22 protein-coding genes and 1 tRNA gene are annotated in these 26,849 nt (G+C 54.6%); 4 read left to right on the forward strand and 19 right to left on the reverse strand.

Translation table 11 applies throughout. The features are described from left to right. Positions 1–172 precede the first annotated feature (172 nt). Positions 173–1,093: a hypothetical protein gene (locus J5069_RS00005; protein ID WP_264641934.1), complete on the reverse strand. Its 921-nt coding sequence runs from the start codon at positions 1,091–1,093 to the stop codon at positions 173–175. Positions 1,094–1,437: 344 nt separating this feature from the next. Further along, positions 1,438–1,788 carry a hypothetical protein gene (locus J5069_RS00010; protein WP_264641935.1) on the reverse strand — a complete coding sequence of 117 codons (351 nt, stop codon included), beginning with the start codon at positions 1,786–1,788 and terminating at the stop codon, positions 1,438–1,440. 129 nt (positions 1,789–1,917) lie between these two features. On the opposite strand from J5069_RS00010, the gene J5069_RS00015 reads away from it, so the two are divergent. After that, positions 1,918–2,103 carry a hypothetical protein gene (locus J5069_RS00015; protein WP_264627904.1) on the forward strand — a complete coding sequence of 62 codons (186 nt, stop codon included), beginning with the start codon at positions 1,918–1,920 and terminating at the stop codon, positions 2,101–2,103. Between the two features lie 74 nt (positions 2,104–2,177). Here J5069_RS00015 and J5069_RS00020 read toward each other — a convergent pair whose 3' ends face one another. The 3 genes from J5069_RS00020 to J5069_RS00030 all read right to left on the reverse strand — a co-directional run bounded on the left by J5069_RS00020 (position 2,178) and on the right by J5069_RS00030 (position 4,630). Beyond that, entirely contained in the window at positions 2,178–3,461 is a 1,284-nt protein-coding gene (locus J5069_RS00020; RefSeq protein WP_264641936.1) for a tyrosine-type recombinase/integrase, read from the reverse strand. 161 nt (positions 3,462–3,622) lie between these two features. Beyond that, positions 3,623–3,698 (reverse strand) — tRNA-Asn (locus J5069_RS00025). Between the two features lie 188 nt (positions 3,699–3,886). After that, positions 3,887–4,630: an aspartate/glutamate racemase family protein gene (locus J5069_RS00030; RefSeq protein WP_264641937.1), complete on the reverse strand. Its 744-nt coding sequence runs from the start codon at positions 4,628–4,630 to the stop codon at positions 3,887–3,889. 206 nt (positions 4,631–4,836) lie between these two features. Here J5069_RS00030 and hypT point away from each other — a divergent pair, with 206 nt between their 5' ends. Then, positions 4,837–5,724, forward strand: a complete 888-nt coding sequence (hypT, locus tag J5069_RS00035; RefSeq protein WP_264643668.1) for a hypochlorite stress DNA-binding transcriptional regulator HypT — start codon at positions 4,837–4,839, stop codon at positions 5,722–5,724. Positions 5,725–5,807: 83 nt separating this feature from the next. Here the strand turns inward: hypT and J5069_RS00040 are convergent, their stop codons facing one another. Then, positions 5,808–7,094, reverse strand: a complete 1,287-nt coding sequence (locus tag J5069_RS00040) for a dicarboxylate/amino acid:cation symporter (RefSeq protein WP_264641938.1) — start codon at positions 7,092–7,094, stop codon at positions 5,808–5,810. A 633-nt stretch (positions 7,095–7,727) separates the two neighbouring features. Here J5069_RS00040 and J5069_RS00045 point away from each other — a divergent pair. Continuing rightward, the gene (locus tag J5069_RS00045; RefSeq protein ID WP_264641939.1) at positions 7,728–9,917 is read left to right on the forward strand and encodes a sigma 54-interacting transcriptional regulator; all 2,190 of its coding nucleotides are present in this window, start codon (positions 7,728–7,730) and stop codon (positions 9,915–9,917) included. 344 nt (positions 9,918–10,261) lie between these two features. On the opposite strand, the gene fdhF is transcribed toward J5069_RS00045, so the two are convergent. Then, the gene (gene fdhF / locus J5069_RS00050) at positions 10,262–12,415 is read right to left on the reverse strand and encodes a formate dehydrogenase subunit alpha (RefSeq protein ID WP_264641940.1); all 2,154 of its coding nucleotides are present in this window, start codon (positions 12,413–12,415) and stop codon (positions 10,262–10,264) included. A 38-nt stretch (positions 12,416–12,453) separates the two neighbouring features. Further along, the gene (locus tag J5069_RS00055) at positions 12,454–12,996 is read right to left on the reverse strand and encodes a 4Fe-4S dicluster domain-containing protein (protein WP_264641941.1); all 543 of its coding nucleotides are present in this window, start codon (positions 12,994–12,996) and stop codon (positions 12,454–12,456) included. 535 nt (positions 12,997–13,531) lie between these two features. Here J5069_RS00055 and J5069_RS00060 point away from each other — a divergent pair. Then, entirely contained in the window at positions 13,532–15,211 is a 1,680-nt protein-coding gene (locus tag J5069_RS00060) for a methyl-accepting chemotaxis protein (RefSeq protein ID WP_264641942.1), read from the forward strand. 66 nt (positions 15,212–15,277) lie between these two features. Here J5069_RS00060 and hycI read toward each other — a convergent pair whose 3' ends face one another. The 11 genes from hycI to J5069_RS00115 form a co-directional block, all read right to left on the reverse strand. Then, positions 15,278–15,724, reverse strand: a complete 447-nt coding sequence (gene hycI / locus J5069_RS00065; protein WP_264643669.1) for a hydrogenase maturation peptidase HycI — start codon at positions 15,722–15,724, stop codon at positions 15,278–15,280. Positions 15,725–15,796: 72 nt separating this feature from the next. Continuing rightward, on the reverse strand, positions 15,797–16,198 hold the full coding sequence (locus J5069_RS00070; RefSeq protein ID WP_264641943.1) for a formate hydrogenlyase maturation HycH family protein: 402 nt from the start codon (positions 16,196–16,198) through the stop codon (positions 15,797–15,799). Then, positions 16,195–17,001: an NADH-quinone oxidoreductase subunit B family protein gene (locus J5069_RS00075; protein WP_264641944.1), complete on the reverse strand. Its 807-nt coding sequence runs from the start codon at positions 16,999–17,001 to the stop codon at positions 16,195–16,197. Before J5069_RS00075 ends, J5069_RS00070 begins: the two co-directional genes overlap by 4 nt. Then, complete coding sequence (gene hyfH / locus J5069_RS00080) at positions 16,994–17,575, reverse strand: hydrogenase 4 subunit H (protein ID WP_264641945.1); 582 nt, start codon at positions 17,573–17,575, stop codon at positions 16,994–16,996. The genes J5069_RS00075 and hyfH overlap by 8 nt, the downstream gene beginning before the upstream one ends. A gap of 12 nt (positions 17,576–17,587) precedes the next feature. Continuing rightward, positions 17,588–19,327, reverse strand: coding sequence for an NADH-quinone oxidoreductase subunit C (locus tag J5069_RS00085; protein ID WP_264641946.1), 1,740 nt, complete (start codon positions 19,325–19,327; stop codon positions 17,588–17,590). Next, positions 19,320–20,903, reverse strand: a complete 1,584-nt coding sequence (locus J5069_RS00090; RefSeq protein ID WP_264641947.1) for a hydrogenase 4 subunit F — start codon at positions 20,901–20,903, stop codon at positions 19,320–19,322. The genes J5069_RS00085 and J5069_RS00090 overlap by 8 nt, the downstream gene beginning before the upstream one ends. 4 nt (positions 20,904–20,907) lie before the next feature. Next, positions 20,908–21,558 (reverse strand): hydrogenase 4 membrane subunit, encoded by a 651-nt coding sequence (hyfE, locus tag J5069_RS00095; protein WP_264641948.1) that lies wholly within the window; start codon positions 21,556–21,558, stop codon positions 20,908–20,910. Between the two features lie 24 nt (positions 21,559–21,582). Next, entirely contained in the window at positions 21,583–23,037 is a 1,455-nt protein-coding gene (locus J5069_RS00100) for a hydrogenase 4 subunit D (protein ID WP_319801648.1), read from the reverse strand. A 15-nt stretch (positions 23,038–23,052) separates the two neighbouring features. After that, a complete protein-coding gene (locus tag J5069_RS00105) occupies positions 23,053–24,021 on the reverse strand; it encodes a respiratory chain complex I subunit 1 family protein (RefSeq protein ID WP_264641949.1) in 969 nt (322 codons plus the stop codon). 10 nt (positions 24,022–24,031) lie between these two features. Next, the gene (gene hyfB / locus J5069_RS00110; protein ID WP_264641950.1) at positions 24,032–26,050 is read right to left on the reverse strand and encodes a hydrogenase 4 subunit B; all 2,019 of its coding nucleotides are present in this window, start codon (positions 26,048–26,050) and stop codon (positions 24,032–24,034) included. Beyond that, positions 26,047–26,664, reverse strand: coding sequence for a 4Fe-4S dicluster domain-containing protein (locus J5069_RS00115; protein WP_264641951.1), 618 nt, complete (start codon positions 26,662–26,664; stop codon positions 26,047–26,049). Before J5069_RS00115 ends, hyfB begins: the two co-directional genes overlap by 4 nt. Between the last annotated feature and the right edge of the window lie 185 nt (positions 26,665–26,849).

Below are 26,849 nucleotides of genomic sequence, written 5' to 3' on the forward strand. Positions count from 1 at the left end.
AAAATTGTTAGCACCATGCGGCAGAATGGCATGGATGATGCGGCTGTAATGAAAATGACTGGGCTGACAGCAGAGGAACTGGCGCAACTGCATCAGTAATCGCTTATCAAACAACAACGCGCGTTGTGAGCATGGGCGATGAGTATGCCTGAGTCTGTCTTCGTAGTGAGTTTTATCCTTTCAATATATGAGGCTTGCCGCGTTCAAGTGCAGCTTTCAATGTGTCGCCACTGAGTCGATCGCTGATCCCGTCAGCCTGAGCCCACTGCTCAAAGATAGACACCAGTTTATACGGCTGATTAATTAATGGGGTGATGATTTGATTATGCTTACAGGAAAGCCAAAAAAGACGTGAGAGAGGAGATGATATACGCGTGGATGAGGGTGGAGTTGAATCTTTTTTTAATAATATTCTACGAAGTTTATCGAGTTCAGTTTGACGGAGTACAAAGCAAGCATCCTGAGGGATATGATGGATAGGAAAATACCGCTTTTTGCAATGATCCTTTAGACAGCAGGAAGGAATATGCTGATTAACCTCTTCGGCTAATGCTTTGGGTAACCTAATTATTTGTTGTTTTATTCTTTCGGATAATGAGTTTATTTCAAATGCCTGAAATAACTCTCCTGCATGTATGACTGAGATACCATAGTTTACATCACAGTCTTGCTGCAAGGGCCGACGTAGATGCAGCGTAGTTGCTAATAATCGTTGTGTTTCAAAAAACTCATGTCCAATTAACGCCGTATCAATAATTTGGGAGTGAGGCGATATATACTCACCTGTTGCACTAGGTATTAAATTGTTTCCGTTAGAAAAACTGTGAGTGTCAAGAAAACATAAACGGTTAACCAATGAATCATCAATTTTAATCAGATGTATTTTACCTTGCGATAATCGTACTCTTCTAAGTTTAATCGGTGATTGAAAGTAAATGGATAAATGTAATTTATTGCACAGAGCATATCTGTATATGTCACTGTCTGATAAATCCAGACTGGCTTGTTTTTTCATAATGTGAACAGCTTCATTAACTGTCACCCAGTCGCACATCTTGCTGCCAGCTTTTGCATATGGATCATGTTGTTGCATAACACGCCTCCTTGTGACCTAGGCTGACGTTACGATGCTATCATTAATTATCATGTCAAATTTAAACGGTGTGTGTCGATAACTTAATACTTCTCAAGAGTAAAAATCGAGTGGTTAAACCTGAGCTGGGTGTTATTTATAATAATGCCCATCACTTTTAGAGGGTTGGGTTTGGGAATTTTCTTTAGCGGGAAAAAAGAAATGAAATCTTTATTTGCAAAGATGATTTTAATAAAGAAATGCGAGCAGCAATGAAAAAATAATTTGTAGAATATTCTGTTAATGCAAAACTCCTCGTAAACATACCCCAACCATCCTCACTGACGGTTGGGGACTTATCACAGTCAGATACTAATCTTGCTAGTCAATGCTTGCGCGCGTTCTTGCATATCGGTGAGGGCAGGAATAAGTAGGCAGATAGCCGTCAGCCCATGACCTAATTGGCACAGGCTCTCAGGCGTGGATTCGTATACCTCATTCTCGGCAAAGGTGATCAGTGCATCGCCAATAAAATTGAGGCAATGACAAAGCCCGGCGCGCGCCTCGGCACAGTAATAGGCGGTCAGCGACAACTCATCCTTGTTCATGCTTGCGAAGTCCAGATGAGCCAGTGCGGCACTCATGGCAGAATAGAGGCTATCGCACTCCGCCAGTGATTGATAAGGCGTGCTCGTGTTACAATCGATATCAGCCATAGCATTAATCTCCTTAATGTTGTGGTTAGACGCCCTGGCAGTGTTACAGCACTGTTGGGGCGTTGTTTTGACCGGTATTACCATGATAGGGTGTACACCTAAATGTTACTCTACGCTTTAGGTGTACACATGTCAATCAGGGATAGTCAGGCGCGCGGTGCAGGAAAATCGCCTCCGTTCCATATGCGCATTCATCCTGAGTTGAAAGCGCAGCTCGAATCGGCAGCGGCGGATGCAGGGATGAGTCTCGGTAATTGGTTGAAAACGCTTGCCCGGGCAGAGTTAAAGCGCCTTGGTATCGAGCCAAAAGGTTAAGTGAGTCTGGTTGGGGCCACCTGTATTGCATGGCCCCTTACTAACCTTTTCGCTAAGAGAAGGGTAGAAACGCCTTAACCACTGACTCTGCTCTTTTCATTTTCCCGACAGCTTCTCGCATAAATATACGGCGCAACGTACCCCTCACGGTTTACATCCAGATAATCCGACCACCACTGCATCATCGCAATGCGCGCATGAAGGTGCTCCGCTTTATGAACATAGGCTGCCCGCACGCTGTTACGCTCCTGATGGCTCATTTGGCGCTCGACGGCATCCCGCGACCACAGTTCCGATTCCATCAGGGCACTGCATGCCATCGCGCGGAACCCATGACCACAGACATCATTTTTGGTGTCATACCCCATTAACCGCAGTGCCCTGTTAACCGTGTTTTCACTCATCGGTTTGGACGGGTTATGGTCGCCGGGGAACACCAATGCCTGATGGCCGGAGATATCTTGTATCTGTTGCAGAATAGCTACGGCCTGTTGAGAAAGGGGGACGAGGTGCGGGGTGCACATTTTTGCTCCGCGCCCGGAGTAGCGCACGTTAGTAATGGCCTCCCGGGTGGCGGGAATGGTCCATATCTTGTTTTTGAAATCAAACTCACCCCAGCGGGCAAAACGTAATTCACTGGAGCGGATAAACAGATGCAGGGTGAGCATCACCGCTAATCGAGTCAAATGCCTTCCGGCCGTATAATCGCCAACGCGCGCCAGCAACTCCGGCAAGCGCTCAAGCTCTAGGGCAGGGTAATGACGCTTTACCGGCGGTGCGGTTACCCCTTCAAGGTTCAGCGCCGTGTTGTTTTCTACCAGCCCCTGCTGCACGGCATAACGCATGATGTTGCACAGATACTGCCGGGAGCGGGATGCGACTTCCAGCAATCCCTTTGCTTCGATGCCTTTTAGCAGAGTGGTGAAGTGCTGCGTTTTTAACTCCGTCACGAGCATGTTTCCAATCGACGGAAAGAGATGGTTGTTCATGCTGGCAAGCAGTCGGGCGGCGTGGTTTTCTGACCAGGCCTTGTTGCTGCGATGCCAGTCAAGTGCGACGGTTTTAAAGCATTTTTCAGGGGAACTGGCAGCCTTTTCAGCGATACGCTGCTGCATCGGGTTGATGTTCTGCGCCAACTGCTTGCGGATGGTTTCACTCTGCTGACGTGCTTCGGCAAGGGTGATCAGCGGATAAGCCCCCAGGCTGAGACGGGATTCTTTGCCTTTGATGCGATATTTAAGATACCAGTTGCGTGAACCGTTGGGATTGACGAGTAAATACAGACCGTGTGAATCGGAGGCTTTAAAAGGTTTAGCGGATGTTTTTAAGTTGCGGATTTTTAGATCGTTAAGAGCCATTTGGGGGTAACTCCATTATCGAACCAATCTGACCCCAAATCTGACCACCAAATTCGCCCGATGCAGAGGGAAAAGTAAGAACGCATCGGGAAAGGTTTTCACGCTAACCTGTTGAACCTAAAACACATAGGGATTCGCAAGGATGCATAAGAACAAGAATTTGGCTCCTCTGACTGGACTCGAACCAGTGACATACGGATTAACAGTCCGCCGTTCTACCGACTGAACTACAGAGGAATCGTGTGAACGGGGCGCATAATAACGGCGTGGTGCGGGGATGTCAAAGGAAGAACATGCAAAGGACGATCGTTTGCTGAGAGATTAGGCAGATCGCCCTTTTTTTCTGCGTTGCGGCGAAAATCAGGGCAAATCAGCGGTGTTTATCGCGGTCAACCTTGGTGCATAAAAGTGGTGGGGCATCGTTCTCAGGCAGCAATCGGGTGATGGGGCGTACCCTGATGGCTGGGATGGCGCGGAGAGTGGGCGAAATACCACTCAACGGTTTTCTTGATCAGTGCATCCGTTGCATCAATGTAGTGTTCTGGTGCTGATGTCATATCGTGCTGGAGAATTAACGGCAGCTCAGTACAGCCGAGAATCAACTTTTCCACGCCCGCATCAAGCAATCTGTCTCTGACCGGTGCCAGAAGTCGATGCGCATCGGCAATGCGGCCTGCCTTGTAGGCATAAATGCTGTCCATTACCGCCTGCTGTGCAGTGTCATCCGGGATCTGGCAGGTGACACCCAGCGCGCTAAGGTTATCCTGATAAATTTTTGCTTTGCACGTGGCGGTGGTTGCCAGTAATCCAACAGCGTGCAAATGTTGCTGTTTAATCAACTCGCAGGTGGTGTCGATGATACTGATCATTTCGACATGAGTGCGTTTTTTTAATTCATCAAACCAGAAGTGAGCGGTATTACAAGGAATGATAATACATTCTGCTCCGGCATTTTCGAGGATTTTCATATATTGAACCATTTTATCCAACGGTGATGCGCCATGGTTCAAAATACATTGCGTTCTATCCGGGATGTCAGGGATGGATACCGCAATGGTAGGAATATGATCCTGGTCTTTATTGGCCGGTGTGTTGTTAATTAATTTCTGCATGGCGTCAACCGTCGCCCCTGGCCCCATTCCACCAAGAATACCGATTAAATTATTCACGTTATTAACCTCAATACATGAAAGGATTGAAAATATCTTCGCACAACCAGCCGGAATGTGAATTGCTAAATTCCCATCCCCTATGTATGATTTGCATAGCCAACCCGGTGGCTATGCTTTTCCTGGTTATGCTACTGCGCAGGCTGTACAGCAGCGGTGGTGGTAGCGTCAGGCGCTGTGCGGCCTGAGGATGAATAGAGGTGAGTGTGCTTAATAACATTGAAACAAAATGGCTGTATGACTTTATTGCGTTGGAAGAACATCGCAGTTTTACGTTGGCTGCGGAAAAACGTAATATTTCTCAGTCGTCATTCAGCCGTCGAATTCGTGCGCTGGAAACGGCCATCGGCATTGAATTATTTGACAGAAATGCCACCCCGTTAAAACTGACGGAGCAAGGGCGGCTGTTTCATGCCCATATTCGTAATACGCTAGACGATCTGGCCTATCAGTTAAATAAATTACACGGCGGTAGCCACTATAAAAATAAAATCACCCTGGCCGCCGCGCATTCACTTTCGGTATTTATTCTTCCTGAATTGTTAAAAACGGTACCGGAACCACAGGAAAAAATATTCTATGTGGAATCTATCGATGTCGATGAGGCTGTTCTCAATCTTAAAGAGGGGAAAAGCGATTTTATTTTTTCCTTCTTTAATGAAGAACTGATGTCTGAACCTTTTATGCACACCAAGATCCTCGAATCCCATCTCTATCCGGTCAGCGCTTGCGATAAAACCGGAAAGCCCGTTTTTAACCCCCGATCCGAAACGGTGCCGCTGCTCAATTACACCGATACCAGCTATATGGGGCGGCAGGTGAACCGTTATCTTTCTGCCACCAACAGCGAGCGTTTTTCAATAACGTTTGTTTCTTCGATGAGTGACCTGCTTAAACGTATGACGTTGCAGGGCTACGGCATTGCCTGGTTACCGGATTACTCCATTCGGGAGGAACTTAAAAATCGGGAGCTGGCAGTGCTGGATATGCCCGATGCGGTAATGCGCATGGGGGTTTACCTGTATCGAATGAATGCCAAACTCAATGTCGCGTCTGAGAAATTTTGGCGCTATATGAAGAGCTTGAATCATTAACCAGCGGTGCGTAGTTTCGCAGGTAAAAAAAGCGGCCAATCGGCCGCTTTTCAGTTGTGTGCTATTTCACTGATGTTGATGGTTTAGCTGACTTTGACTTCGTCGTATTCGACTTCTTCGTCAACGTCATCCTCAATCAATCCATTTTTCTGTTCGAGCTTCGCGACCACTGCGGTGGAGATACTGTTGCCCACTACGTTAGTGGCAGTACGGCCCATATCCAGGAACTGGTCGATACCGATAATCAACAGAATACCGGCTTCCGGCAGGCTGAACATCGGCAGCGTTGCCGCCACGACAACAACAGAAGCGCGTGCAACACCCGCCATGCCTTTACTGGTGATCATCAGCGTTAACAGAATCAGGATCTGCTGAGTGATGCTCAGGTCAATGTTGTAGGCTTGCGCGATAAACAGGATGGCAAAAGACTGGTACATCATCGAGCCGTCGAGGTTGAACGAATAACCCAACGGCAATACGAAGCTGGAGATCTTTTTCGGCACACCAAACTTGTTCAGTGCTTCCATGGTTTTAGGATAAGCCGATTCGCTGCTTGCCGTAGCGAAGGCCAGCATGGTGGGTTCGCGAATCAGTTTGGCCAGGTGGAAAATCGGTTTGCCGAGGAACAGATAGCCAGCGCCAAACAATACCGCCCACAGCACAGCCAGACCAATATAGAACTCGCCAATCAGTTTACCAAAGTCATAAATCAGACCCAGACCTTGCGTGGTGATAGCAGAAGCCAACGCAGCAAACACGGCGATGGGTGCCAGATTCATCACGTAGTCAGTGACGCGGAACATCACTTTAGCCAGTTCATTAATCAAAGAATCGATGGCTGTGGCTGCTTTGTTTTTCGCTTTGACATAGGCCAGCGCAGAACCAAAGAACAGTGAGAACACTAAAATCTGGAGGATTTCGTTGTTCGCCATGGCTTCTACGATGCTTTTCGGGAAGATATGGCTGATGAAGCTCTTCAACGTAAAGCCGTCAGTATTCAGTCCAGTTGCAACCGCTGTGGCTGGCGCGGTCAGGTTCATGCCTGCGCCTGGTTGGAAAATGTTGGCAAACAGCATACCGATCAGCAGTGAAATAACTGAAGCGGTAATGAACCAGGTCATCGCTTTAAGACCGACACGGCCTACATCCGATGAGTTGCCCATACTTGCCAGCCCGGAAACCAGGGTAGCAAACACCAGCGGTGCGATGATCATTTTGATCATGCGTAAGAAGATGTCGGTGACCATGTTGAAGTATGATGCAACTTCTTTTGCTCGTGCGCCATCCAGAAAATGATGACAAGCCCAGCCAATCAATATCCCTAAGATGATAGCCAGCGCTATCTGCTTAAATAACTTCTGCCTTTGCATAGTGACCTCATGTTGATGAATAAACTCAGGCAATAAACATTGTTATTGGTAGTCAGCAGATCTCGGCGGCCATGCCTGCGAAAAGCACGACCTGCTGCACCAGTCATGTTTTATGGGTGATATTGCCTGGGCCAAGATATTACAACGATTCTACGGTTTTACCTTTTTTTTCTTATACCTCACCATGCAAAGACAGAAACAATTATGCAAAAAACGCATTTATTTTAGTTTTTTTATCTAAAATGAGAATTAAATGGTGATTGTTCATTCGTTGAGCTGAATTTAATTTATATTTAAAACAATAAGTTAATGGTTGTTGTTGTCATTGATATGCATGGTTATCATTTTTGCTTATGAAAACTGCGCTCTTAGTAATTAATAGAATGAAGAGCTGAGGGAAAAGTGTGCTGCAACAGCGCGCCGATCGCAGACAAATTCTCTGTTGCGGCATTCATTTATTGCAGTAATTTTCTGTGAGTAATATCAAAATTCGTTAATACGGGCCACCCTGGTTGTCTTCAGGAAAATGAATCACGATTCAGATCAAGCTATGGCTATCGCATCGTGTCATTTCCTGTGGTCAGCCCTTACACTATTACCCTTAAGGATTATGGTGATTAAACTGCGGTGGCTATGGCGATACATTTGACGGATTCTCCATCCCGACAGTCTATTCTCTGGCAGGATACGCTGTTAAAGGTTTCCCAATCATTGTTGCAACAACGCACAGTCGACGATCTGTTGCAGGTTTTGCAGGGGGCCTCCTTTTCGGTGGTGAGGTTTCAGCGTGTCCATCTGCTCTGGTTGAACCCGCTACATAATCAGATTCGCTTTTACCGCTACGATCCGCTTACCGACAAGGTGATGAGCAGTGAAGAGGGGGCATTGCTGGCTGAAGGGCCGGGCAGTGCGAGCTGGACCTATGCCACACTCCAGCGGCGCGATCGGTTGCATTTTTTGCGCGATTACCCTTATCTGGCGCAACATCCTGCCTATTTAGGGTTAAGCGATTACTGCCTGGTGCCACTGGTACGAACGGGTGCGGATCGCGTGATGGGGGGCCTGGAGTTTCTCAAGGCGGACGGCAGCCTGTTTGATGACAGTGAAATCGCTTTTTTTCAAGCATTGGCCAGTGTAGTGACCTGCGCGCTGGAAAATATCATGACGCGCGAGCAGTCGCAGAAAGAGACAGAATCCCTGCGCCATGAACGCGATCACTACCGCATTCTGGTGGATGTTACTAATACCGTTATCTCCAAACTGGAATTAAAGGCGTTAGCGCAAGAGGTCTCGCGCGAGATCCACCGTTTCTTTGGCATTGATTTTATCGCGCTGGCGCTGGGGGATGGTGAGAACGAGGACGGGCCGTTAACCTACTATGCCACTCATTATCCTGCTGGAGAAAGTCCCGCAGGAAAAACCTCATACCACAAACAAGGCAAAGTGCCGCTGACGGAAACCCTGGCAGCGCAAGTAATGCAAAACAATGCCGTGGTGCTGAGTGCACCGGGTGAGGGGACACCCGGTACACCGACGCGTTGTTCGTTGGCGCAGCGACTAGACGGGGGCTTAACCCACGCGTGTCTATTGCCGCTAACCTTTGGCACCAGAGTATTAGGGGTGTTGGAGTTGGCCCACCGTCATGAATTGGCGGTAACCGACGCGGATATTCGGCTGTTGCGGCAAATTGCGGCACGTATCGCAATTGCGCTGGATAACGCCGTGGCCTACGAGCAGATAACCCGCCTGAAAGACAGCCTGATCCATGAAAACTTCTATCTGACGGAACAGTTGACCGAGCATGTGCGTCAGCATGGCGACGATGCTTTTGGTGAAATCATTGGTTGCAGCCAGGCCATTCGTCAGGTGTTGGAACAAGTAGAGATGGTGGCCGCCAGCGACAGCACGGTGCTGATTTTGGGCGAGACGGGCACCGGCAAAGAGTTGATTGCCCGGGCCATACACCGCTTGAGCCCAAGGCAGGGCAAACGCATGGTAAAAATGAACTGTGCCGCTATCCCTTCCGGGCTTCTGGAGAGTGATCTGTTTGGTCATGAAAAAGGGGCTTTTACCGGGGCAAGTGCGCAACGTCAGGGCCGTTTTGAACTGGCGGATAACAGCACGCTGTTTCTCGACGAGGTGGGCGATATTCCACTGGAGTTGCAACCCAAACTGCTGCGCGTGTTGCAGGAGCGAGAAATTGAACGACTCGGTGGCAGTAAGGTCATCTCTGTTGACGTGCGCCTGATTGCAGCCACCAACCGTGATTTAAAACAGATGGTGGCAGATCGAGAATACCGCAGCGATCTCTATTACCGGTTGAATGTCTTCCCCATCGTCATTCCCCCGTTGCGGGAGCGCCCGGAGGATATTCCGCTGCTGGTGAAGTTCTTCACGCACAAGATAGCCCGCCGGATGAACCGCACTATCGACAATATTCCCTCTGAGGTGCTGCGTCGTTTAAGCCGCCTGCCGTGGCCGGGCAATGTGCGGGAATTGGAAAATGTCGTCGAGCGCGCGGTGATCCTCACGCGTGGCACCACCTTGAATCTGCAACTGGCGGAGTTTCAGCAGATGCCACCGTCAGCGAGCGATGTTCAAAAACCTGCAACTACCTCACTGGATATGCCACCCCGTCAGCCGTTACAGGACGACGAAGTGGAATCCGAGCGGCAAAAAATTATCCGCGTGCTGCGTGAAACCAACGGCATTGTCGCCGGGCCAAAAGGCGCAGCGGCACGCATGGGGGTGAAACGTACCACATTGTTATCGCGGATGCAGCGTATGGGGATCTCGGTGAAAGATATCGAGGAGATGGAGTAAGTCCAGGGATTACTCAAAAACTTTTTCGCTACATGTGGGGTGTTGATATCCGCGTTGAATGGTGCTGAGGAAAACGATGACGCCAGGATGAGCCGCATGGATGCGGCGAAAGCCAGCGCCGTGCCGGGAGCACGTCGCTGGCGGTCCGTCCGGCGACAACGGTTTCCGAAGGTATCGCGTAGCGACACCATTCCGCAAAGAGCGCGGGGTCACGGGGTGTGGGCGACTGCACACCCCGTGTCGGGCGCGTGCCACGCGAGTGGCAGAGATATGCAGAACGGTTAGCGCACGAAACATAGCGCAGTCCTCTGCATAAATTCGCCCTCCGTCGGATGACGGATCCTTTACGCTCCCGCCACCTCGGCTTCCTTCCGCAGGCGGGCTTTCAATGCGCTGTATTCTTGTTGCACAAAGTTTTCAGCCCATGCCTGATTCTCAATGGCTTCCAGTTTCACCGCGCAGTGCTTGTATTCTGGCGTTTTGGATATGGGGTCAACTTCATCCAGCGTCAGTTCGTTACAGGCACCGATCCACCATTGATAGGTCATGTATACCGCACCTTTATTGATGCGTTCGCTGACCATCACGCGGCTGATCACCTTGCCACGACGGGAAGAGACCCACGCCAACTGCTGATCGCGCAGGCCAAGGTGTTCAGCGTCTGCCGGGCTGACTTGTACGTAGCCCGGTTCGTCCGCCAGCGTTTGCAGCGCAGTACAGTTGCCGGTCATGGAGCGGCATGAGTAGTGGCCCACTTCGCGCACCGTGGAGAGCACCAACGGATAATCGCTGTCGGTTTGTTCCATCGGCGGACGCCATTCCGTGGCAAACAACAATCCTTTGCCGCCGGGACGGTCGAACTTGTTACCGGCGTACAGCCACGGTGTGCCGGGGCTATCCTCCGTCAGACACGGCCAGGGAATGTAGCCCAAACCGGACATTTTCTCGTAGGTTGCGCCGAAGTAGAGCGGGCACAGGTGGCGCAGTTCGTCCCAAATTTCTTGAGTATTGTTGTAGTGCATCGGGTAGCCCATCGCCGTTGCCATCAGGCTGATGATCTCCCAGTCAGGCTTGACGTTGCCTTTTGCCTGCACCGCTTTGTAGAAGCGCTGGAAGCCACGGTCAGCAGCGGAATACACCCCTTCATGTTCTCCCCAGGAGGTCGCCGGGAAGATAACGTCCGCCATTGCCGCCGTCTTGGTCATAAAGATGTCTTGTACGATCAGCAGTTCCAATTCGGCGAAAGTTTCACGCACCATCGACAAATCCGGCTCCGTCTGAAGTGGGTCTTCCCCCATCAGGTAGTTGGCCTTGATCTTACCTTCCTTGATTTTGTGCGGCACATCCGTCAGTGAATAACCGACATGTCCGGCCAGATCTTGCACGCCCCAGGCTTTGGCAAACTTGGCTCGCACGTCTGGGTCGGTCACATTCTGGTAGCCGGGGAATTGGTTCGGCAGTGCGCCCATGTCGCACGCCCCCTGCACGTTGTTTTGACCACGCACCGGGCCAACGCCGACGTTGGGACGCCCCAGATTACCAGTGAGCAACGCCAGACCGGAAAGCCCTTTCACCACGTCAACGCCCTGCGTCCACTGTGTGACGCCCATGCCCCACAGGATGGTGGCAGACGGCGCGGCGGCATACATACGCATGGCATCGCGAATCAACTGCGGAGACAGACCGGTGATTTCTGCAACGTATTCCGGAGTGTATTTGGCCACCAACGCACGGTATTCATTAAATCCTTCCGTGTGCTGTGCCACAAAGTTGGTGTCGTAAAGTCCCTCGTTGATCAATACGTTGGCAAACGCGTTAACCAACGCCATGTTGGAGCCATTTTTCAGTGGCAGCCAGAGATCGGCGATGCGGGCGGTTTCGATGTGGCGCGGATCGCACACGATAACTTTTGCGCCACGCTCTTTGGCTTTGATGATGCGACGTGCCACGATGGGGTGAGAGTCAGCGGCGTTGTAGCCAAACACCAGAATGCACTCAGTATTCTCAATCTCGCAAATGGAGTTGCTCATGGCACCGTTGCCGAGCGTCACCTGCAATCCGGCCACGGAAGGGCCGTGGCAGACGCGAGCGCAGCAGTCGATATTGTTGGTGCCGGTCACTGCGCGCGCAAATTTTTGCATCACATAGTTGGTTTCGTTACCGGGACCGCGTGATGAACCGGTATGCATGATGGCATCGGGGCCGTACTTTTCTTTGATGGCGAGCAGCTTCGAACTGGCAAAACCGATAGCTTCATCCCAGGACACTACCTCAAACGGCGCGCCTTTTTGGCGCCGGATCATCGGCTGGGTCAAACGCGGGGTGAGCAGTTTGGTGTCGTTGAGAAAATCCCAGCCGTAGTAGCCTTTCAGGCACAGTTCGCCCTCGTTGGTTACGCCGTTCGCACCTTCTGCGCCAACCACTTTGCCGTTTTCAACCAGCAGGTTGATCTTGCAGCCTGACCCACAGTAAGGACAGACGGTAATCACTTTTTGCATGATGTTGTATCTCCTTGCACGTACCTGGACGGCACCGTTCAGAACTGGATTCCTGCGGCGTCATCAAGTGCCGCACGCCGTTGTTTTTGTTGGATCATGGTGTCGATATCATCGCGGCTGACCAGATGCAGCGCCTTGGTGGGGCACACCTGAACACACGCCGGGCCAGCCGTGCGCTCCTGACACAGATCGCATTTATGTGCTTCGGCTTTCATCCCACTCCCCATCAACTGATGATGGCTGATTCTGACGACCGGTTTACTGATCACGGTCATGGCACCGTAGGGACATGCCACCACGCAGGTCTTGCAGCCGATACATTTTTCCTGCCTTACCTGAATGCTGTCCTGCGCGCGGACAATGGCGCCGTTGGGGCACACATTGGCACAGGGGGCGTCCTCACAATGGCGGCATTGAACGGTGGTGCTGACATCAAGACTCTTTACCACCGTGAGACGCGGTGCAAACTGCGTTGCACTGAGCGATGCCGTATTGCCATCGCCGTGGGCCAGCACGCAAGCGACTTCGCAGGTGCGACAACCGATACATCTTTTGGAATCTGCAATAACGAACCGGTTCATGACGGGCTCTCCTTCCTCGGCTCTGTACATAACGTAGGTGTCGACACTTTGCCGGTGTCGGCGGATCGCCCTACATAAAGCAGGGTTTATGCCAACCTGATAATAAAAATGTAATATGTTGATTGGTATATTAAAAATAAGATGTTGTTGGGTGTCGATATCCGGTGACGACACCACTGAAGCTGGATTTCGGCAGATTTGACGATGGCAGTGACGGGAATAAAGAGCGTTTTATGTAATTTGCCTCACGTTTCCTTATTCACTGCCTATACTTCAAAAGGGTGCCTGTAATGGACTCGGCGTGCATATTTTATAAAAAAGGGTTTCTTATTTAACGGTGTTCTCATTGGCCGATATTCCGGTGCAGGCAAGCTTTCAGGGCGCATGTCTGAAACTCGGTAATGTTTCCTGCTGGCTCCTGTCGGTGGGTCTGACTATACGATGGCGATTCAACCTCCTTCCGTTTTTCGGTGCAGTGTTGTGCCTTTGGGCTTGCCTGTCACTGATGTATGGGAAGGCATGATGGAGTGGTGATATGAGCTTTCTGAAGAACATCAGTATAAGAGTTATGGTGTTGATGATTGTGGCGTTTCTCTTGGCAATCTGGGGCGTAGCATCTGGCTATAGCCTGTACTCCCTGCAACAGGCGACCCAGCTTATCGCGCAAAGTGAAGTGCAAAAAAAGAGCCATGCGCAACTGCTCTACGGTGTTGAACAATCTTTTCGTGCCATGACGACGCTCGAACGGGCGGCAAACTACACGCAAAACGGTGAGGCGGAAAATGCCCGGCAGGCGCTGGCGCAGGCACAGCCGACGATTGCCAATGTGAAATCGGCGTTGGACGCGTTCAAAAACAGCGCACACGGCGATGTCACATCCGCTGCGGTTGAGGGCGTGGTTCGCACTTGGTCGGCGTTGGTGACTTCTGCATTGGAACCGTTACAGCAGGCGTTGCAGCAAAATGATGCGGATGCGTTACGGCAACGTCTGAACCAAACCTCTCCCATGGTGAATGCCTTTGGCGATGAAATCAAACGCTACACCGATCAGGTTGCCGCATCGCCCGCCATCGGCGAAGCGCAAGGCCACCACGAGAATAACCGTAATGCGCTGATTGCTGCCTTGCTTGTCGGGGTGTTGGCACTGTTTTTCACCGAATATTATCTGAAAAATTATCTGGTGAAGCCGATCAGCGTGCTGAAATCCCATCTGGCACAGTTAACAGCGGGGCGTTTGGGCTATGAACTCACCGAGTTTGGCCGCAACTGCGCGGGCCGTCTGATTCCCGATATCAAACTGCTACAGAAAACTTTGCGCGATACCGTCACCTCTATCCGACAAGGCGCAAGCGTTGTGCAGGATCGCACGGCCAACATCAAGGAGGGGAACGATAGCCTTTCCTCGCGCACCGAGCAGCAGGCGGCGGCGCTACAGCAGACCGCTGCCAGCATGGAACAGATGAGCGCCACGGTAAAACAGAATACCGAAAACGTGCATCAGGCGCGTCGTTTGGCGCAGGATGCGTCAAATATGGCGAAACGCGGTGGTGACATCAGCAAAAATGTAATGCAAACCATGAATGACATCAGCGCCAGTTCGCGCAAGATCTCTGATATTAACACCGTGATTAATGGTATCGCGTTCCAGACCAATATCCTGGCGCTGAATGCGGCGGTAGAAGCGGCGCGGGCCGGTGAACAGGGCAAGGGTTTTGCCGTGGTGGCCGGTGAGGTGCGCAGTCTGGCGCAGCGCAGTGCTCAGGCGGCGAAAGAGATTGAAGCGCTGATTGCGGAATCCGTCACGCGTGTGTCAGCCGGGGCCAGTCAGGTGCAGCAATCCGGTGAAGCCATGAGTGGCATTATCGAGTCAGTGAGCCACGTTAATGATGTGATCAGTGAAATTGCTGCGGCGACCGAGGAGCAGAGCCACGGCATTTCGCAAATCAGCCAAACGGTGCATGAAATGGATCGTGTGACACAGCAGAATGCGGCGCTGGTGGTGCAGTCTGCCGAAGCGGCGGCCGAGTTGGAAGACGAAGCCGACGGCTTGTTGGCGGCGGTCGATGTGTTCCACCTGACGGAGTCAGCGCCTGCATCCCGACCGACACAGAGTGTCATTAAACCGTTGGTCAAACGGCCAGGCGTAGCGCCTCGACCCACGGCGCTGCTTTCCGGCGGGCAGAACGCGGCCCATGGCGGCTGGGAGAAATTCTAAGCCGCAATAGCAACGCCCCGCCTATCGCGGGGCGTTTTGCTTTTTGATATCCGTAACTGTAAATGCTTACAATCGCGCGAATCCGCCGTCACCGTGCCAGTGCGGTAACTGCTGATAAATCTGCTCTACAGCCTGCGTGACTGCGCGGTTGACCGGGCAATAAAATGCCACCAGTGCTGGCTGAATGCCGACAAAAATCACTTCCGGAATAAACGTTTGCAGCGTATCAATCATAAAGGTGAGCGGCATGCTGTGGGTATTCATCAGCATATCTTCGGCAATGCGCGTCGGATCGACGATGCGTATGGCTCCCGGTTCGAGTCCCATGTCCGTGGCGTCTACCACTAACAGGCGCTGCGGCGGCGCGGCGCGCAGGCGATGGACCGCATTTTCCGGGATGGCACCCCCGTCGATGACCGCCCAACCCGCTAGCGGACTCTGTTGCAAGCGCTCGGCGAGCAACGGGCCTGCGCCGTCGTCACCCATCATCACATTGCCTACCGCCAGTATCATGTTAGGGGCAGAGCGCGGTGCATCCGTATCAACCGCTTCCAGACTGGCAAGATGCGTTTCCCAATCCATGGCTTACTCCTCCCTCCGTTTAACCATCAGGTACAGCGCAGACTCGCGCTCAATGGCGACCAGATAGTCGAGCAGGGTGGCGCTCCAGGCGGCAAAACGATCGCCGTCTCCCAGCGCGCTAAATGCCTGATGCAACAACCGGGTATGTGAACTGTCGAGGGTAATTTCGCCAAATTTCAGCAAGCCCGCCATTTTGCGCTGTGCATCACCTGCAGGCAATTGGGCTATCCATGTCTGATAGTCGTCGAGCGGACACGTCAGCACCGGTTTCAGGCAGTCGATCACGCCGACATGGTGGCCGATGGCCAGCGAATAATACATGACTTGCTGCGCCTGTTCCGGCACCTTCTCTTTACTGTCGAGAAACTTTTGGCTTAGCGCGTAAAAGATGACTTTTGCACTCATAGTGGCCGAACTCCCTGCTGCCAGCCGTGATATTGCGCCAGTAAGCGCCGCACGATTTCACTCAAACGCGGATCGTTTTGGTGTGCCAGATAGGCGTTAACACGCGCCTCCAGCATCTCCTGCGGTGACTGGAGCAGCAGGTTGATAAACGCGTCGCTGATTTCTCGGCCCTGACGATAGCCCGCCATGCGTCTGGCTTCCCGCTCCAACTGCACGCGTAAATCCAGCGGCGCGTCAGGCAACAGCAGCGCGGCCTGCTCATCTTCTCCTTGTTGCGTGCTGACGCCGTGCAGTTTCTGCTCCAGCAACCCCAGCGCCACGGCAAAGCCGTATATCGTGGCGGCTGGCGTAGGGGGGCAGCCGGGGATATACACATCAATCGGCACGATGGTATCGCTGCCGCCCCACACGCAGTAGAGATCGTGGAAGATACCGCCGCCGCAGCCGCAGGCACCGTAGGAGATACAGATTTTCGGGTCGGGTGCAGATTCATAGGCACGCAGCGCCGGGCTGCGCATCGCCCGCGTGACCGCGCCGGTAAACAGCAGAATATCGGCATGGCGCGGCGAGGCCACCACCTTGATGCCAAAACGCTCGGCATCGAAAACCGGGGTGATGGCGGAGAATATTTCGATTTCACAGCCGTTGCAGCCACCGCAGTCGACTCGATAGACGTAGGCAGAACGCTGGATATCTTTCAGCAACGTTTTCTTTAACTGCTGGGTCTGTTCATCTAGCTGGATGGGCGTGCTGCGCGTATGGACCGATGAAGGAACCTCTACGCCGTTGAGTGGTTCACTCATGATGGCCCCCTTGACTGAAAGCCGCCGCAGGCGGCGTGATAAAATGCTGGCTCAGCGTTACGTTGCCTTTATGCGGCATGCTCTGTTTGCGTTTGCATTCCGGGCAGGTTTCGAACTGCGCGCGCCGGGCTTCTGCGTCCTCCGCCGACATGCCAGCCTGTTGCAGCAGGGCTACCGTATAAGCCACCTCTTTCTCCGGGGCGAAGGGGCGGTGGCATTCGTGGCATGCCAGCAGTCGGAAGGTGGCGCGTTGAAACAGGTCCGCTTTATTGGCGACAGCCATCTCAAACTCTTGCGACAGCACGATCGCACGCGTCGGGCACACTTCCTCGCAGCGTCCACAAAAAATGCAGCGTCCGAGAAACAGTTGCCAGGTGCGGGTGCCGTTCACCACATCGGTTTCCATGGTCAGCGCATTAGCCGGGCAGGCAACGGTGCAGGCCGCGCAGGCAATGCACTGCTCGGGGTCGTACTGCGGTTTGCCGCGAAACCCGGCGGGCACCTCGAGCGGTGCAAACGGGTATTTGACCGTACTGTTGCCCGCGTCGCGCAGGATTTTGAACAGTTTTAACATGGTGTCATCCCTCTATTTCAGCGGCGAACGCGTGCGTTCCAGCCCATAGCGCTCGATCTCTTTATAGGGCACGGTAGTGATTTTCTGTTTGCGCACGTCGATCAGCGTCACCCGATCGGTACAGGAGTAGCACGGATCCAGGCTGCCGATGATCAGCGGCGCGTCGGACACCGTATTACCGCGCAGCATATAGCGCAGCACCGGCCAGTTGGCGTAGGTAGCGGCACGGCAGCGCCAGCGGAACAGTTTCTGGTTATCGCCGGTCATGCTCCAGTGCACGTCTTCGCCACGCGGCGCTTCTGCGTATCCCAGGGCGAACTGATAAGGTTTATACGCAAACCCTTCGGTCAACAGCGGGCCTTCGGGCAGATTGTCCAAACCGTATTCCACGATAGCCAACGAGGTCAGCACTTCGCGAATGCGCACCAGCACACGGGAATAGACGTCCCCGGCGCTCAGGTGGTGCAGTTCCATCGGCAAATCGATGTAGGCGGAGTAGGGGTGATCGATACGCATGTCGCGTTGGAAGCCGCTGGCGCGAATCATCGGGCCCACCGGGCTGTAATCACGTGCCACCTGTGATGACAAAATGCCAATGCCCTGCGTGCGTTGCAGCATATTGGGCGTATTCAGCAGCATGTCAGAGAGTTGCATAACTTCGGTACGCATCTCACGAATCAGCTTGATGGTTTTCAGCCTGTCCTCTTTCAGAATATCGCGGCGAATGCCGCCAATCAGGTTCAGGCCGTAGGTTTTACGCGCGCCGGTCAGCATTTCGGCAATGGTCATGGATTTTTCGCGGATGCGAAAGAATTGCATAAACCCGGTATCAAAACCGACGAAGTGGCTCGACAGACCGATGTTCAGCAGGTGACTGTGCAGGCGCTCCACTTCCAGCAGAATACTGCGAATGGCGTGTGCCCGTGGCGGCACCACAATGCCCATCGCATTTTCGATCGACGTGGTGTAGGCCACGCTGTGGGTGAAACCGCAGATGCCACAGACCCGGTCGGACAGGAAGGTGACTTCGTTATAGCCCATACGGGTTTCCGCCAGTTTCTCCATGCCGCGGTGGACGTAGAACAGTCGGTAGTCGGCGTCGATAATTTGCTCGCCGTCGACAAACAGGCGGAAGTGACCGGGTTCGTCGGAGGTGATGTGCAGCGGCCCAATCGGCACCACGCGGGTGTCGCCAGTGGCTTCGTTCACAAAGGAGTAGGTTTCATTATCCTGTGTCGGTGCCGGGCGCTGGCGGTAATCCATCGCATCTTTGCGCAGCGGGTAAAGATCGTCCGGCCAATCATCGGGCAACACCAGACGGCGTTCGTCCGGCAGACCGACGGGGATCAGGCCATACATATCGCGCACTTCGCGCTCGCCCCACACGGCGGCAGGCACGCGCGGCGTCACCGAGGGAAATTCAGGGTTGATCGGGTCTACCAGTGCCTTGACGATCACCCAGCATTTTTCTCCCTGTTCCATCGACAGCACATAGTAAATGGCAAAATAGCCGTTCAACGTCCGTTCATCGTTACCAAACAGGACTGACAGCCAACCGCCATGCTGATAGTAGAGATGCTCCACCACATCCGGCAGGCTTGCCAGTTTCACCGTCAGCGTCAACTGGTCGTCGGTTTGCCACGCCTGTTCCAGTATGGCGTGGGGGAACCGCTGCTGCACCTGCGCGGCATAACCCGCGCCGCGTTTGGCGTTGGTTGCAGCAGCCACGGGGGGAGTAGGATGTTCATTCATCACGGGACGTCTCCTGACGAGAAAGGGTAAGCGGTGCGCGTTCGATCGGCGACAGTGCCGTGGCAGTGGCGGCCTCGGTGGTGTGCGATTGCAACACCAGCGCGCTGGCGCTTTCCAGTAAACGGGTAACGGGTTGTGGAATATGCGTGCCCATCAGCAGCATTAATGCCAGCAGAATCGCCATCGGTGCGGTGGTCAGAATGCCTAACTCACCTTTGCTGACGGCGGCGGGACTGTTGCCCAACACGGTGCTGGCGACCATGCGTACCAACCCAGCCAGCACGATAGTCAACAGAAACAGCAACACGATAACCAGCCACAGATAGCCCGCATTGATGCCGGCGGTGACGGTCATAAACTCGCTTAAAAACAGATTGAATGGCGGCATGCCGCCCAGCGCCAGCGCGCCGCCGGCCAGCAGCGCGCCGGTAATAGGGGTGACACGCAGGATGCCCTTCACCGCATCCATATCGCGCGTGCCATATTTAAGCAGCACGTTGCCGGAGCCGCAGAACAGCAGGGTTTTCGCCAGACTGTGATTCAGCGTGTGCAGCAGTGCCGCCAGCACGCCGAGCGGGCCACCAATACCGAGCGCCACGGCAATCAATCCCATATTTTCCACGCTGGAGTAGGCGAGCAGACGTTTCATGTCGCGCTGAACCAGAATCAGGAACGCGGCCACCGCGACAGACAGCAGCCCGAACACCAGCAACAGTCGCTGCGGAAATACCGGGCCGATGGCGGCGCTGACGATCATGGTATAACGCACGATCACCAGCAGCGCGCAGTTGAGCAGCACGGCAGAAAGCAGGGCGCTGGTCGGGCTGGGCGCTTCGCTGTGGGCATCCGGTAACCAGGCGTGCATCGGGAACAACCCGGTCTTGGTGCCGAAGCCGATGATGACGAAGATAAACGCCAGATGCATCAGCGTGCTGTCCAGTTCGGAAGCGTGTTGCAGCACTTCGGTCCAGAAGATGGCATCACCCGGTGTCGCCATCACGTTGGCGGCGTTGGCGTAGACCAACACGGTGCCGTATAACCCAAATGCGACCCCGACAGTACAAATGATGACATACTTCCAGGCCGCCTCCAGCGACGAGCGCTGGCCGTACAGGCCAACCAGAAATGCAGAGCTGAGCGTGGTGGCCTCAATCGCGGCCCACATCACAATCAGGTTGTTACTGGTGATCACCAGTAACATGGTGAACAGAAACAGGTGGAAGAAGCCGTAGTAGTGGCACAACGTCGGGACAGAGACCTCGCCGCTGTTCACTTCATGGTTCATATATCCCACTGAGTAAAGCCCGGTGAGAAAGCCGATAATGCCGAGAATGGCGAGAAACAGCGCGCTCAGGCTATCCAGATGCAGCCAGCGATGTGCTGCCAGAATCTCGCCCTGAGAAGCAATCATGCCCACCACGTACAGCGACAGCACCAACAGCAGGCTGATGCCGCACAGGTGAATAATGCTCACCGCCGTGCGCGCCGCGCCGCCGCACCAGCGGCAGAGAAACGCCAGCAGCGCGGTGATGAACGGCGTGGCAAGCAGGGTGAAAAGCAAGGTCGAACTGGTCATGCGCTTACCCCTTCAGTGCCGTAAGTTGTTGAACATCCAAGGTATGCAAGGTGCGATGGATTTTACGTGCCATCAGCGCCATGACGATAACGGCAAAGATGGCGTCGGTGGCGATACCAATCTCCACCAGCTCCGGCGCGCGGTGCGCCAGCAGCGCCAATGTCAGATGCGCACCGTTCTCCATCAGGCAATAGCCAAATACCTGTTTGAGGATGTTACGTTGGGTGACGATACACAGCAGACCGATCATAAAGTGACCGAGAGACACCGCGAGCGCCGGTTTAAGCGCACTGACCATCGGCAGTTGCACCGGGGCCACCACAAAGTAGCTCAGCACCACAATCAATACCGCCAGTAGCAAGATAGCCACCGGGCTGATAATGCCGCCGTCGGCGCTGGGGTCGTCCAACCGGCGAAAGGCGCGGTACATGATGGCGGGCACCAGAATCACTTTGGTGACCAGCGCGGTCAGCGACCAGAGATACAGCTCGTGCGCTTGCAACAGGTTTGCCAGCGCGACGAATATCAGCACCAGCACCAGCGATTGCAACGCGTAGAGTAACGATGAGGTGGTAGGCCGTTTGGCGACGATCACCAGTAGCGAGGTGATGATCAACAGTCCGGCCAAATTGTTGACGATAAGCGAACCAGTCATTTCATTTTCTCCTTTCGCCCGTGCCTATTGCAGCCACAGCGCAGCAAACACGCTGGAACACAGCGACATGATGATTAACACCACCAACACGCCCTGCATGGTGACAGGGAGCGGTGCCGCCGTTGCCACCTCTTCCGACGGCTCACCCGGTACCGTGCGTCCGAACCAGTAAAGGAACCAGGCAAAGCTGGCGACGGACTCCACTAACGCGATCGCCAGTAGCGGTAACAGCCAGAGGTGCTCTGCCGAAAGCGAGAAACCGGCGGCAAACAGCGGGAATTTGCTGAAGAAACCGTTAAACGGCGGCACCCCGGTAATCGCCAACGCGGCCACGCAAAAACCAATGCCGAGCAACGGCGTTTTACGCATCAATCCTTTCAACCGTGGCAACATGCGGGTGCCGCAGCTGTAGCTGAGCGCACCGGCGACCAGGAAGAACAGGCTCTTGGCGAACGCGTGGTTGAAGATGTAGGCAATCCCAGCTTCAAACGCCATGCGTGAGCCGAAGGTCGCCAGTGACAGTGCGAAAAAGATGTACGACAGTTGGGTGATGGTGGAGTAGGCCAGCAGGCGTTTCATGTCCTTCTGCGGTAAATACATCAGAAAGCCGTACACCAGCGTGAAGGTGGCCATCACCAGCCCGACCACGCCGATCACATGCGGGATGTCGTCCGTCGCCAGAATGGCGCGGGCAAAAATATACACGCCCACTTTCACCATCGAGGCGGCGTGCAGATAGGCACTGACCGGCGTCGGTGCTTCCATCGCATCCGGCAGCCAGACGTGCAGCGGCCACTGGGCCGATTTCCCCCAGGCGGCGAACATGATGCCAGCGAACACCACAATTTTGTCGGCACTGTCTAACTGGCTGATGGCGCTCAGCGCAAAGGTGCCGGTTTTGGCAAACAGCCAGGCGGTGGCAAGGTAGAGGCCGATAGAGGCCACGTGGGTGATCAACAGCGCTTTTAGCGCTGAGCGCAGCGGCTTGGGTTGCTGGTAGTAACCAATCAACGCCCAGGAACACCCGCCGGTGATTTCGAAAAACAGCAATTGCCCGAGCAGCGTTGAGGAGAGCGTCAGGCCCGCCATCGCCCCGATGAACACCAGCAGAAACGCATAGTAGCGATTGGTGCCTTCGTGCGGGTGCTCCCGGTTGCCTGAGGTCAGATAGCCGCAGGAGTAGACGCTGACCAGCAGGCCGAGGAACACCACGGCAAAACCGATGAGCAGGCTGACGCGGTCAAACACAAAGCCGAACAGCTCGGCATCGCCGTAGCGATACAGCGTAATCACCGTATCGTGCTGCCCTGCCGCATGCCAGCCCCAGGCCAGCGACGCCATACCTAACGTCGCCAACAGGGCAAACAGACTGCACAGCACTTTGGCGTGACGCTGTGGCGCAATGGCAATCCACAGCGCGCCGATAAAGGGCAGCAGCAGCGTCGCCAGCGCGCGACTTTCTATAACGAACGTATCCATAATCGCGATGGGCTCCTATAGACCGGTGAGGTAAAAAACAAAGGCCAGCGCGGCGATACCGAATCCGAGCCAGGTAACGCGCCCGGTCAGCAGAAAGCGCCCGCGCGCCAGGCTGTTTTCAAACACCGCAGCGGCGACAAACACCAGCAACAGCTTTAATAGCAGCGTGATGCTGCCCCACAGCATGGCACCGAGGGTGAAGCTGTCCGCCTTGCCAAACGGCACGAAAATGGAGAGAAACAGCACCGCTACCACTACCTGCTTGAGGCTGATCCCCCATTTCACCAGTGCCAGTCCGGCACCGGAATATTCGGTCAACGGGCCTTCCTGTAGCTCCTGTTCAGCCTCGGCAACGTCGAAAGGAATTTTCCCCATCTCGATAAAGGTGGCGAAAGCGCAGGCCAGCAGCGCCAGACCGGTCGCGGTAGGCGAGAGCCAGGCCCCCTCTGCCAGCACATGGCTGATATTGCCGATATTGGTGGAACCGGCAATCAGCGCCACCACCAACAGAGACAGAATCAAAATCGGCTCGACCAAAATACCGAGCGTCAGTTCGCGGCTGGCACCGATACCGGCAAACGGGCTGCCGGAATCCAGTCCTGCCAGTGAAAAGAAGAAGCGAAACAGGGCAAACAGATAGAGCAGGGTGATGATGTCGCCACCGGCACCAAACGGCGAACGCAGCGTCACGGCCGGCAGCGTCATGGCAACCAACAGCATGGAGCCGATCAGCACAAAGGGCATCAGGCGAAACACGCCGCCAGCGTGCTCCGGCGCGACGGATTGCCGCTTCAGCAGCTTGATGATGTCGCGGTAGTCCTGTAACAGTCCCGGCCCTTGACGCGAATGCATCTTGGCGCGAATCACCCGCGCCAGCCCGGAGAACAGCGGGGCAAGCGCGAAGAGCGCCAGCGCCTGTAACAAGGCGCACACCAGACGGATGAGGAGCGGGGCGGCACCGGATAACGTGGTTTCAGTAAACATCGGATTCTCCTTATGCCATCGTGATCAGCAGCAGCACCACCAGCGCCGCTACCACGTACAGGCAATAGAGCCGGAAATCGCCGTGTTGGATCCACTGCATCGCACGGCTCACCCGCTGCAAGGCGCTGGCTAACGGCATCACCACGCGGTTATCCAGCATGGGCTCGGCGTTTTCAGCGGCACGCGTCGTCTGTTCCAGCGCCCGTTGTAGCATCGGGCCCGGTGCCAAGGTTTTCCGTATGCGGTAGAGCGGGGCAAACAGCACGCGCAGCGGCTGGGTAAAGCTGCCCGCCGAAGCGGCCATGGCACCTTCGTACTCATAGCCGCACGCCCAGGGCGTGCCACGCTGGCGAAATGCCTGACGACCGCCTTTTGCGCCCACGTAGAGCAGCAGTGGCAACAGCGGCAGCGCCAGCAGCAAAATAAAGATCAACGGGGTCGACAGAGAGGTTTGTGCCGGATTGCCGGGGAACAGCGTTAGCCCGTGTGCCACCACCGGAGCAGCTGTGCCGGTCAGACTGACGGCAACCTGGGTGATAACCGGCGCCACCAGACTGGCTCCGACGCCCAGCGCGACACACAGCAGCGCCAGCAGGCCCATGGCGAGGGTCATCGGCCAGGGCACTTCCCGTGCCCGATCGGCTTTCTCACTGCGCGGGGCACCGGAGAAGCTGATGCCATACACTTTAACGAAACACATGGCGGCCAGCGCACCGGTGATGGCGAGCATCACAATGGCAATCGGGGCAATCAGTCGCAACCCAAAGCTCCCCTGATGACTCAGGGTGAACAGCGACTGATAGGTGAACCATTCGCTGACAAAGCCGTTGAGCGGTGGCAGCGCGGAAATCGCCATACAGCCGACCAGAAACGCCAGCGCGGTATAAGGCATGCGGCGGGCAAGGCCGCCCATCTTTTCCATGTCTTTGGTGTGCAGCCGGTAGATCACCGCGCCAGCGCCAAGGAACAGCAAGCCTTTAAACAGTGCATGGTTCAGCAGGTGGTACAGCCCTCCCAGCAGGCCTAACGCGGCCAGCAGCGGCTGATGCGTGGCGATACCAATCATGCCAACGCCGACGCCCATCAGAATAATGCCGATGTTCTCTACCGTGTGATAAGCCAGCAGGCGCTTGATATCGTGCTCTGCCAGCGCGTACAGCACCCCCAGCACCGAAGAGACCGCGCCGAATGCCAGTACCACTACGCCCCACCAGGTTGCGGTGGCACCGAGCAGATCGATTCCCACCTTGATGATGCCGAAGATGCCGATTTTCACCATCACGCCCGACATCAGCGCAGAGGCGTGGGACGGTGCGGCGGGGTGGGCGCGCGGCAGCCAGCCGTGCAGCGGCAACATCCCAGCCTTTGCGCCAAAGCCGAAGAATGCCAGCAGGAACACCACGGAAGCCTGTAGCGGCGGCAGTTTTGCCTGACGGAAATCGGCAAAATCCAAACTGCCGCTGGCGCGGTAAAGCAGGAAGAATGCCACCATGATCAGCACCGATCCGGCATGGGCGATCAGGAAGTAGAGCAACCCGGCGTTGATGGCTTCGTCATCCTGATCGGAGATCACCAGGAAGTAGGAACTGAGCGACATCACTTCAAACAGGATGATGAAATAGAAGGCGTTATCCGTCACCACCAGCGCCACCATCGAGGCGATAAACAGGTTCATATAGAACCCCATCGCGCCAGCGCGTCCGCGATACTCTTGCAGATAGGCGAACGAATACAGGGCGGTGATGGTTGCCAGCAGTGAAATCACCAGCACCATAAAGGCAGCCAATGCATCCAGCCGCAGCGTTAATCGCGCAAAGGCGACGAAGGGGCCATCGAACGATGCCAGTAACGGCTGGGCACCGGTCAGCACCGGAAGCGCGGCGGCGACACCGGCGAGTCCGGCGAGCAATGCAGCGGCGCCACTGAGCTTGATCGCCCAGTCGTCGTTGCGGGCCAGACAAAGCGATAACAGCGCGCCCGCCACATAGAGCGCCAGCGAGAGAGCCAGCCATGCAAAGGGGGTCATCATGATTTTGGCTCCCATTCCGTTGCCGCAAAGGGTTGATTGCCCTGCGGCCACATCATTGCCTGACGGCGCTTGGCCTCGGTAGCGGCGGCAATATGTGACTCATCCACGATAAAGAGTGCCTGCGTTGGGCAAACACGCACACATTCCGGTCTATCCTGAAAGGCACACAGGTCGCATTTTACCGCCACGCTTTTCACACCCGCATTCCACGACAGGAACGGATTGATGGAGGCAACGCTGACGGGCACGTCCGTTAATGCTTCAACGGGAATGTGGTGAGCGAAGGTCTGCGGCACGGCCAGCGGTTTGCTGCCAGACGGGGTTATCGCGCCGAACGGGCACGCGATGGCGCACAGCTTGCAGCCGATACAGGCCACTTCATCCAACACCACAGAATTATTGCGCTGCGTGATGGCGTTAACCGGGCATACCTGTGCGCACGGCGCATCCTCACAGTGGCGACACAGCACGGGGGCGGTGCCTTGGGCATCTCGCTCCACCGTCAAACGGGGATGGGTTTGCAACCCATGCTGGCGGTGGACCTGCGTACAGGCCGCCATACAGGTGTTACATCCGATACAGCGTTTGGGCTCCGCAATGACGAAGCGATTCATAGCCATACCCTCCGGGGCTTTCTCCTATTGTTGGGCTGCGTGAAGCATATTCTGTGCCACGTCAGCGAGTTAGCCGGAGAGGCCCGTCCTTGCTCGGGTGCTGTGCTGCGGCGTCCGTCGGTGACGGCATTGACGATGTCGGTTTCGACATTAGTGACGAGAAGGGTGACGATGGCGTGACGCAC

The sequence above is a fragment of the Candidatus Symbiopectobacterium sp. NZEC127 genome (assembly GCF_025962675.1).
In the GTDB taxonomy this organism is placed as follows: Bacteria; Pseudomonadota; Gammaproteobacteria; order Enterobacterales; family Enterobacteriaceae; genus Symbiopectobacterium.

Bases quoted from the DNA above. Each gene is read 5' to 3' on its own strand.
- hyfE (WP_264641948.1), bottom strand. From the start codon at position 21,558: ATGACTGGTTCGCTTATCGTCAACAATTTGGCCGGACTGTTGATCATC.
- J5069_RS00075 (WP_264641944.1), bottom strand. From the start codon at position 17,001: ATGAGTGAACCACTCAACGGCGTAGAGGTTCCTTCATCGGTCCATACG.
- J5069_RS00100 (WP_319801648.1), bottom strand. From the start codon at position 23,037: ATGGATACGTTCGTTATAGAAAGTCGCGCGCTGGCGACGCTGCTGCTG.
- J5069_RS00045 (WP_264641939.1), top strand. From the start codon at position 7,728: ATGGCGATACATTTGACGGATTCTCCATCCCGACAGTCTATTCTCTGG.
- J5069_RS00020 (WP_264641936.1), bottom strand. From the start codon at position 3,461: ATGGCTCTTAACGATCTAAAAATCCGCAACTTAAAAACATCCGCTAAA.
- J5069_RS00085 (WP_264641946.1), bottom strand. From the start codon at position 19,327: ATGAATGAACATCCTACTCCCCCCGTGGCTGCTGCAACCAACGCCAAA.
- hycI (WP_264643669.1), bottom strand. From the start codon at position 15,724: ATGATACTGGCGGTAGGCAATGTGATGATGGGTGACGACGGCGCAGGC.
- J5069_RS00010 (WP_264641935.1), bottom strand. From the start codon at position 1,788: ATGGCTGATATCGATTGTAACACGAGCACGCCTTATCAATCACTGGCG.
- J5069_RS00005 (WP_264641934.1), bottom strand. From the start codon at position 1,093: ATGCAACAACATGATCCATATGCAAAAGCTGGCAGCAAGATGTGCGAC.
- J5069_RS00090 (WP_264641947.1), bottom strand. From the start codon at position 20,903: ATGACCAGTTCGACCTTGCTTTTCACCCTGCTTGCCACGCCGTTCATC.
- J5069_RS00015 (WP_264627904.1), top strand. From the start codon at position 1,918: ATGTCAATCAGGGATAGTCAGGCGCGCGGTGCAGGAAAATCGCCTCCG.
- J5069_RS00060 (WP_264641942.1), top strand. From the start codon at position 13,532: ATGAGCTTTCTGAAGAACATCAGTATAAGAGTTATGGTGTTGATGATT.
- J5069_RS00040 (WP_264641938.1), bottom strand. From the start codon at position 7,094: ATGCAAAGGCAGAAGTTATTTAAGCAGATAGCGCTGGCTATCATCTTA.
- hyfB (WP_264641950.1), bottom strand. From the start codon at position 26,050: ATGATGACCCCCTTTGCATGGCTGGCTCTCTCGCTGGCGCTCTATGTG.
- J5069_RS00055 (WP_264641941.1), bottom strand. From the start codon at position 12,996: ATGAACCGGTTCGTTATTGCAGATTCCAAAAGATGTATCGGTTGTCGC.
- fdhF (WP_264641940.1), bottom strand. From the start codon at position 12,415: ATGCAAAAAGTGATTACCGTCTGTCCTTACTGTGGGTCAGGCTGCAAG.
- hyfH (WP_264641945.1), bottom strand. From the start codon at position 17,575: ATGTTAAAACTGTTCAAAATCCTGCGCGACGCGGGCAACAGTACGGTC.
- J5069_RS00105 (WP_264641949.1), bottom strand. From the start codon at position 24,021: ATGTTTACTGAAACCACGTTATCCGGTGCCGCCCCGCTCCTCATCCGT.
- J5069_RS00115 (WP_264641951.1), bottom strand. From the start codon at position 26,664: ATGAATCGCTTCGTCATTGCGGAGCCCAAACGCTGTATCGGATGTAAC.
- J5069_RS00070 (WP_264641943.1), bottom strand. From the start codon at position 16,198: ATGAGTGCAAAAGTCATCTTTTACGCGCTAAGCCAAAAGTTTCTCGAC.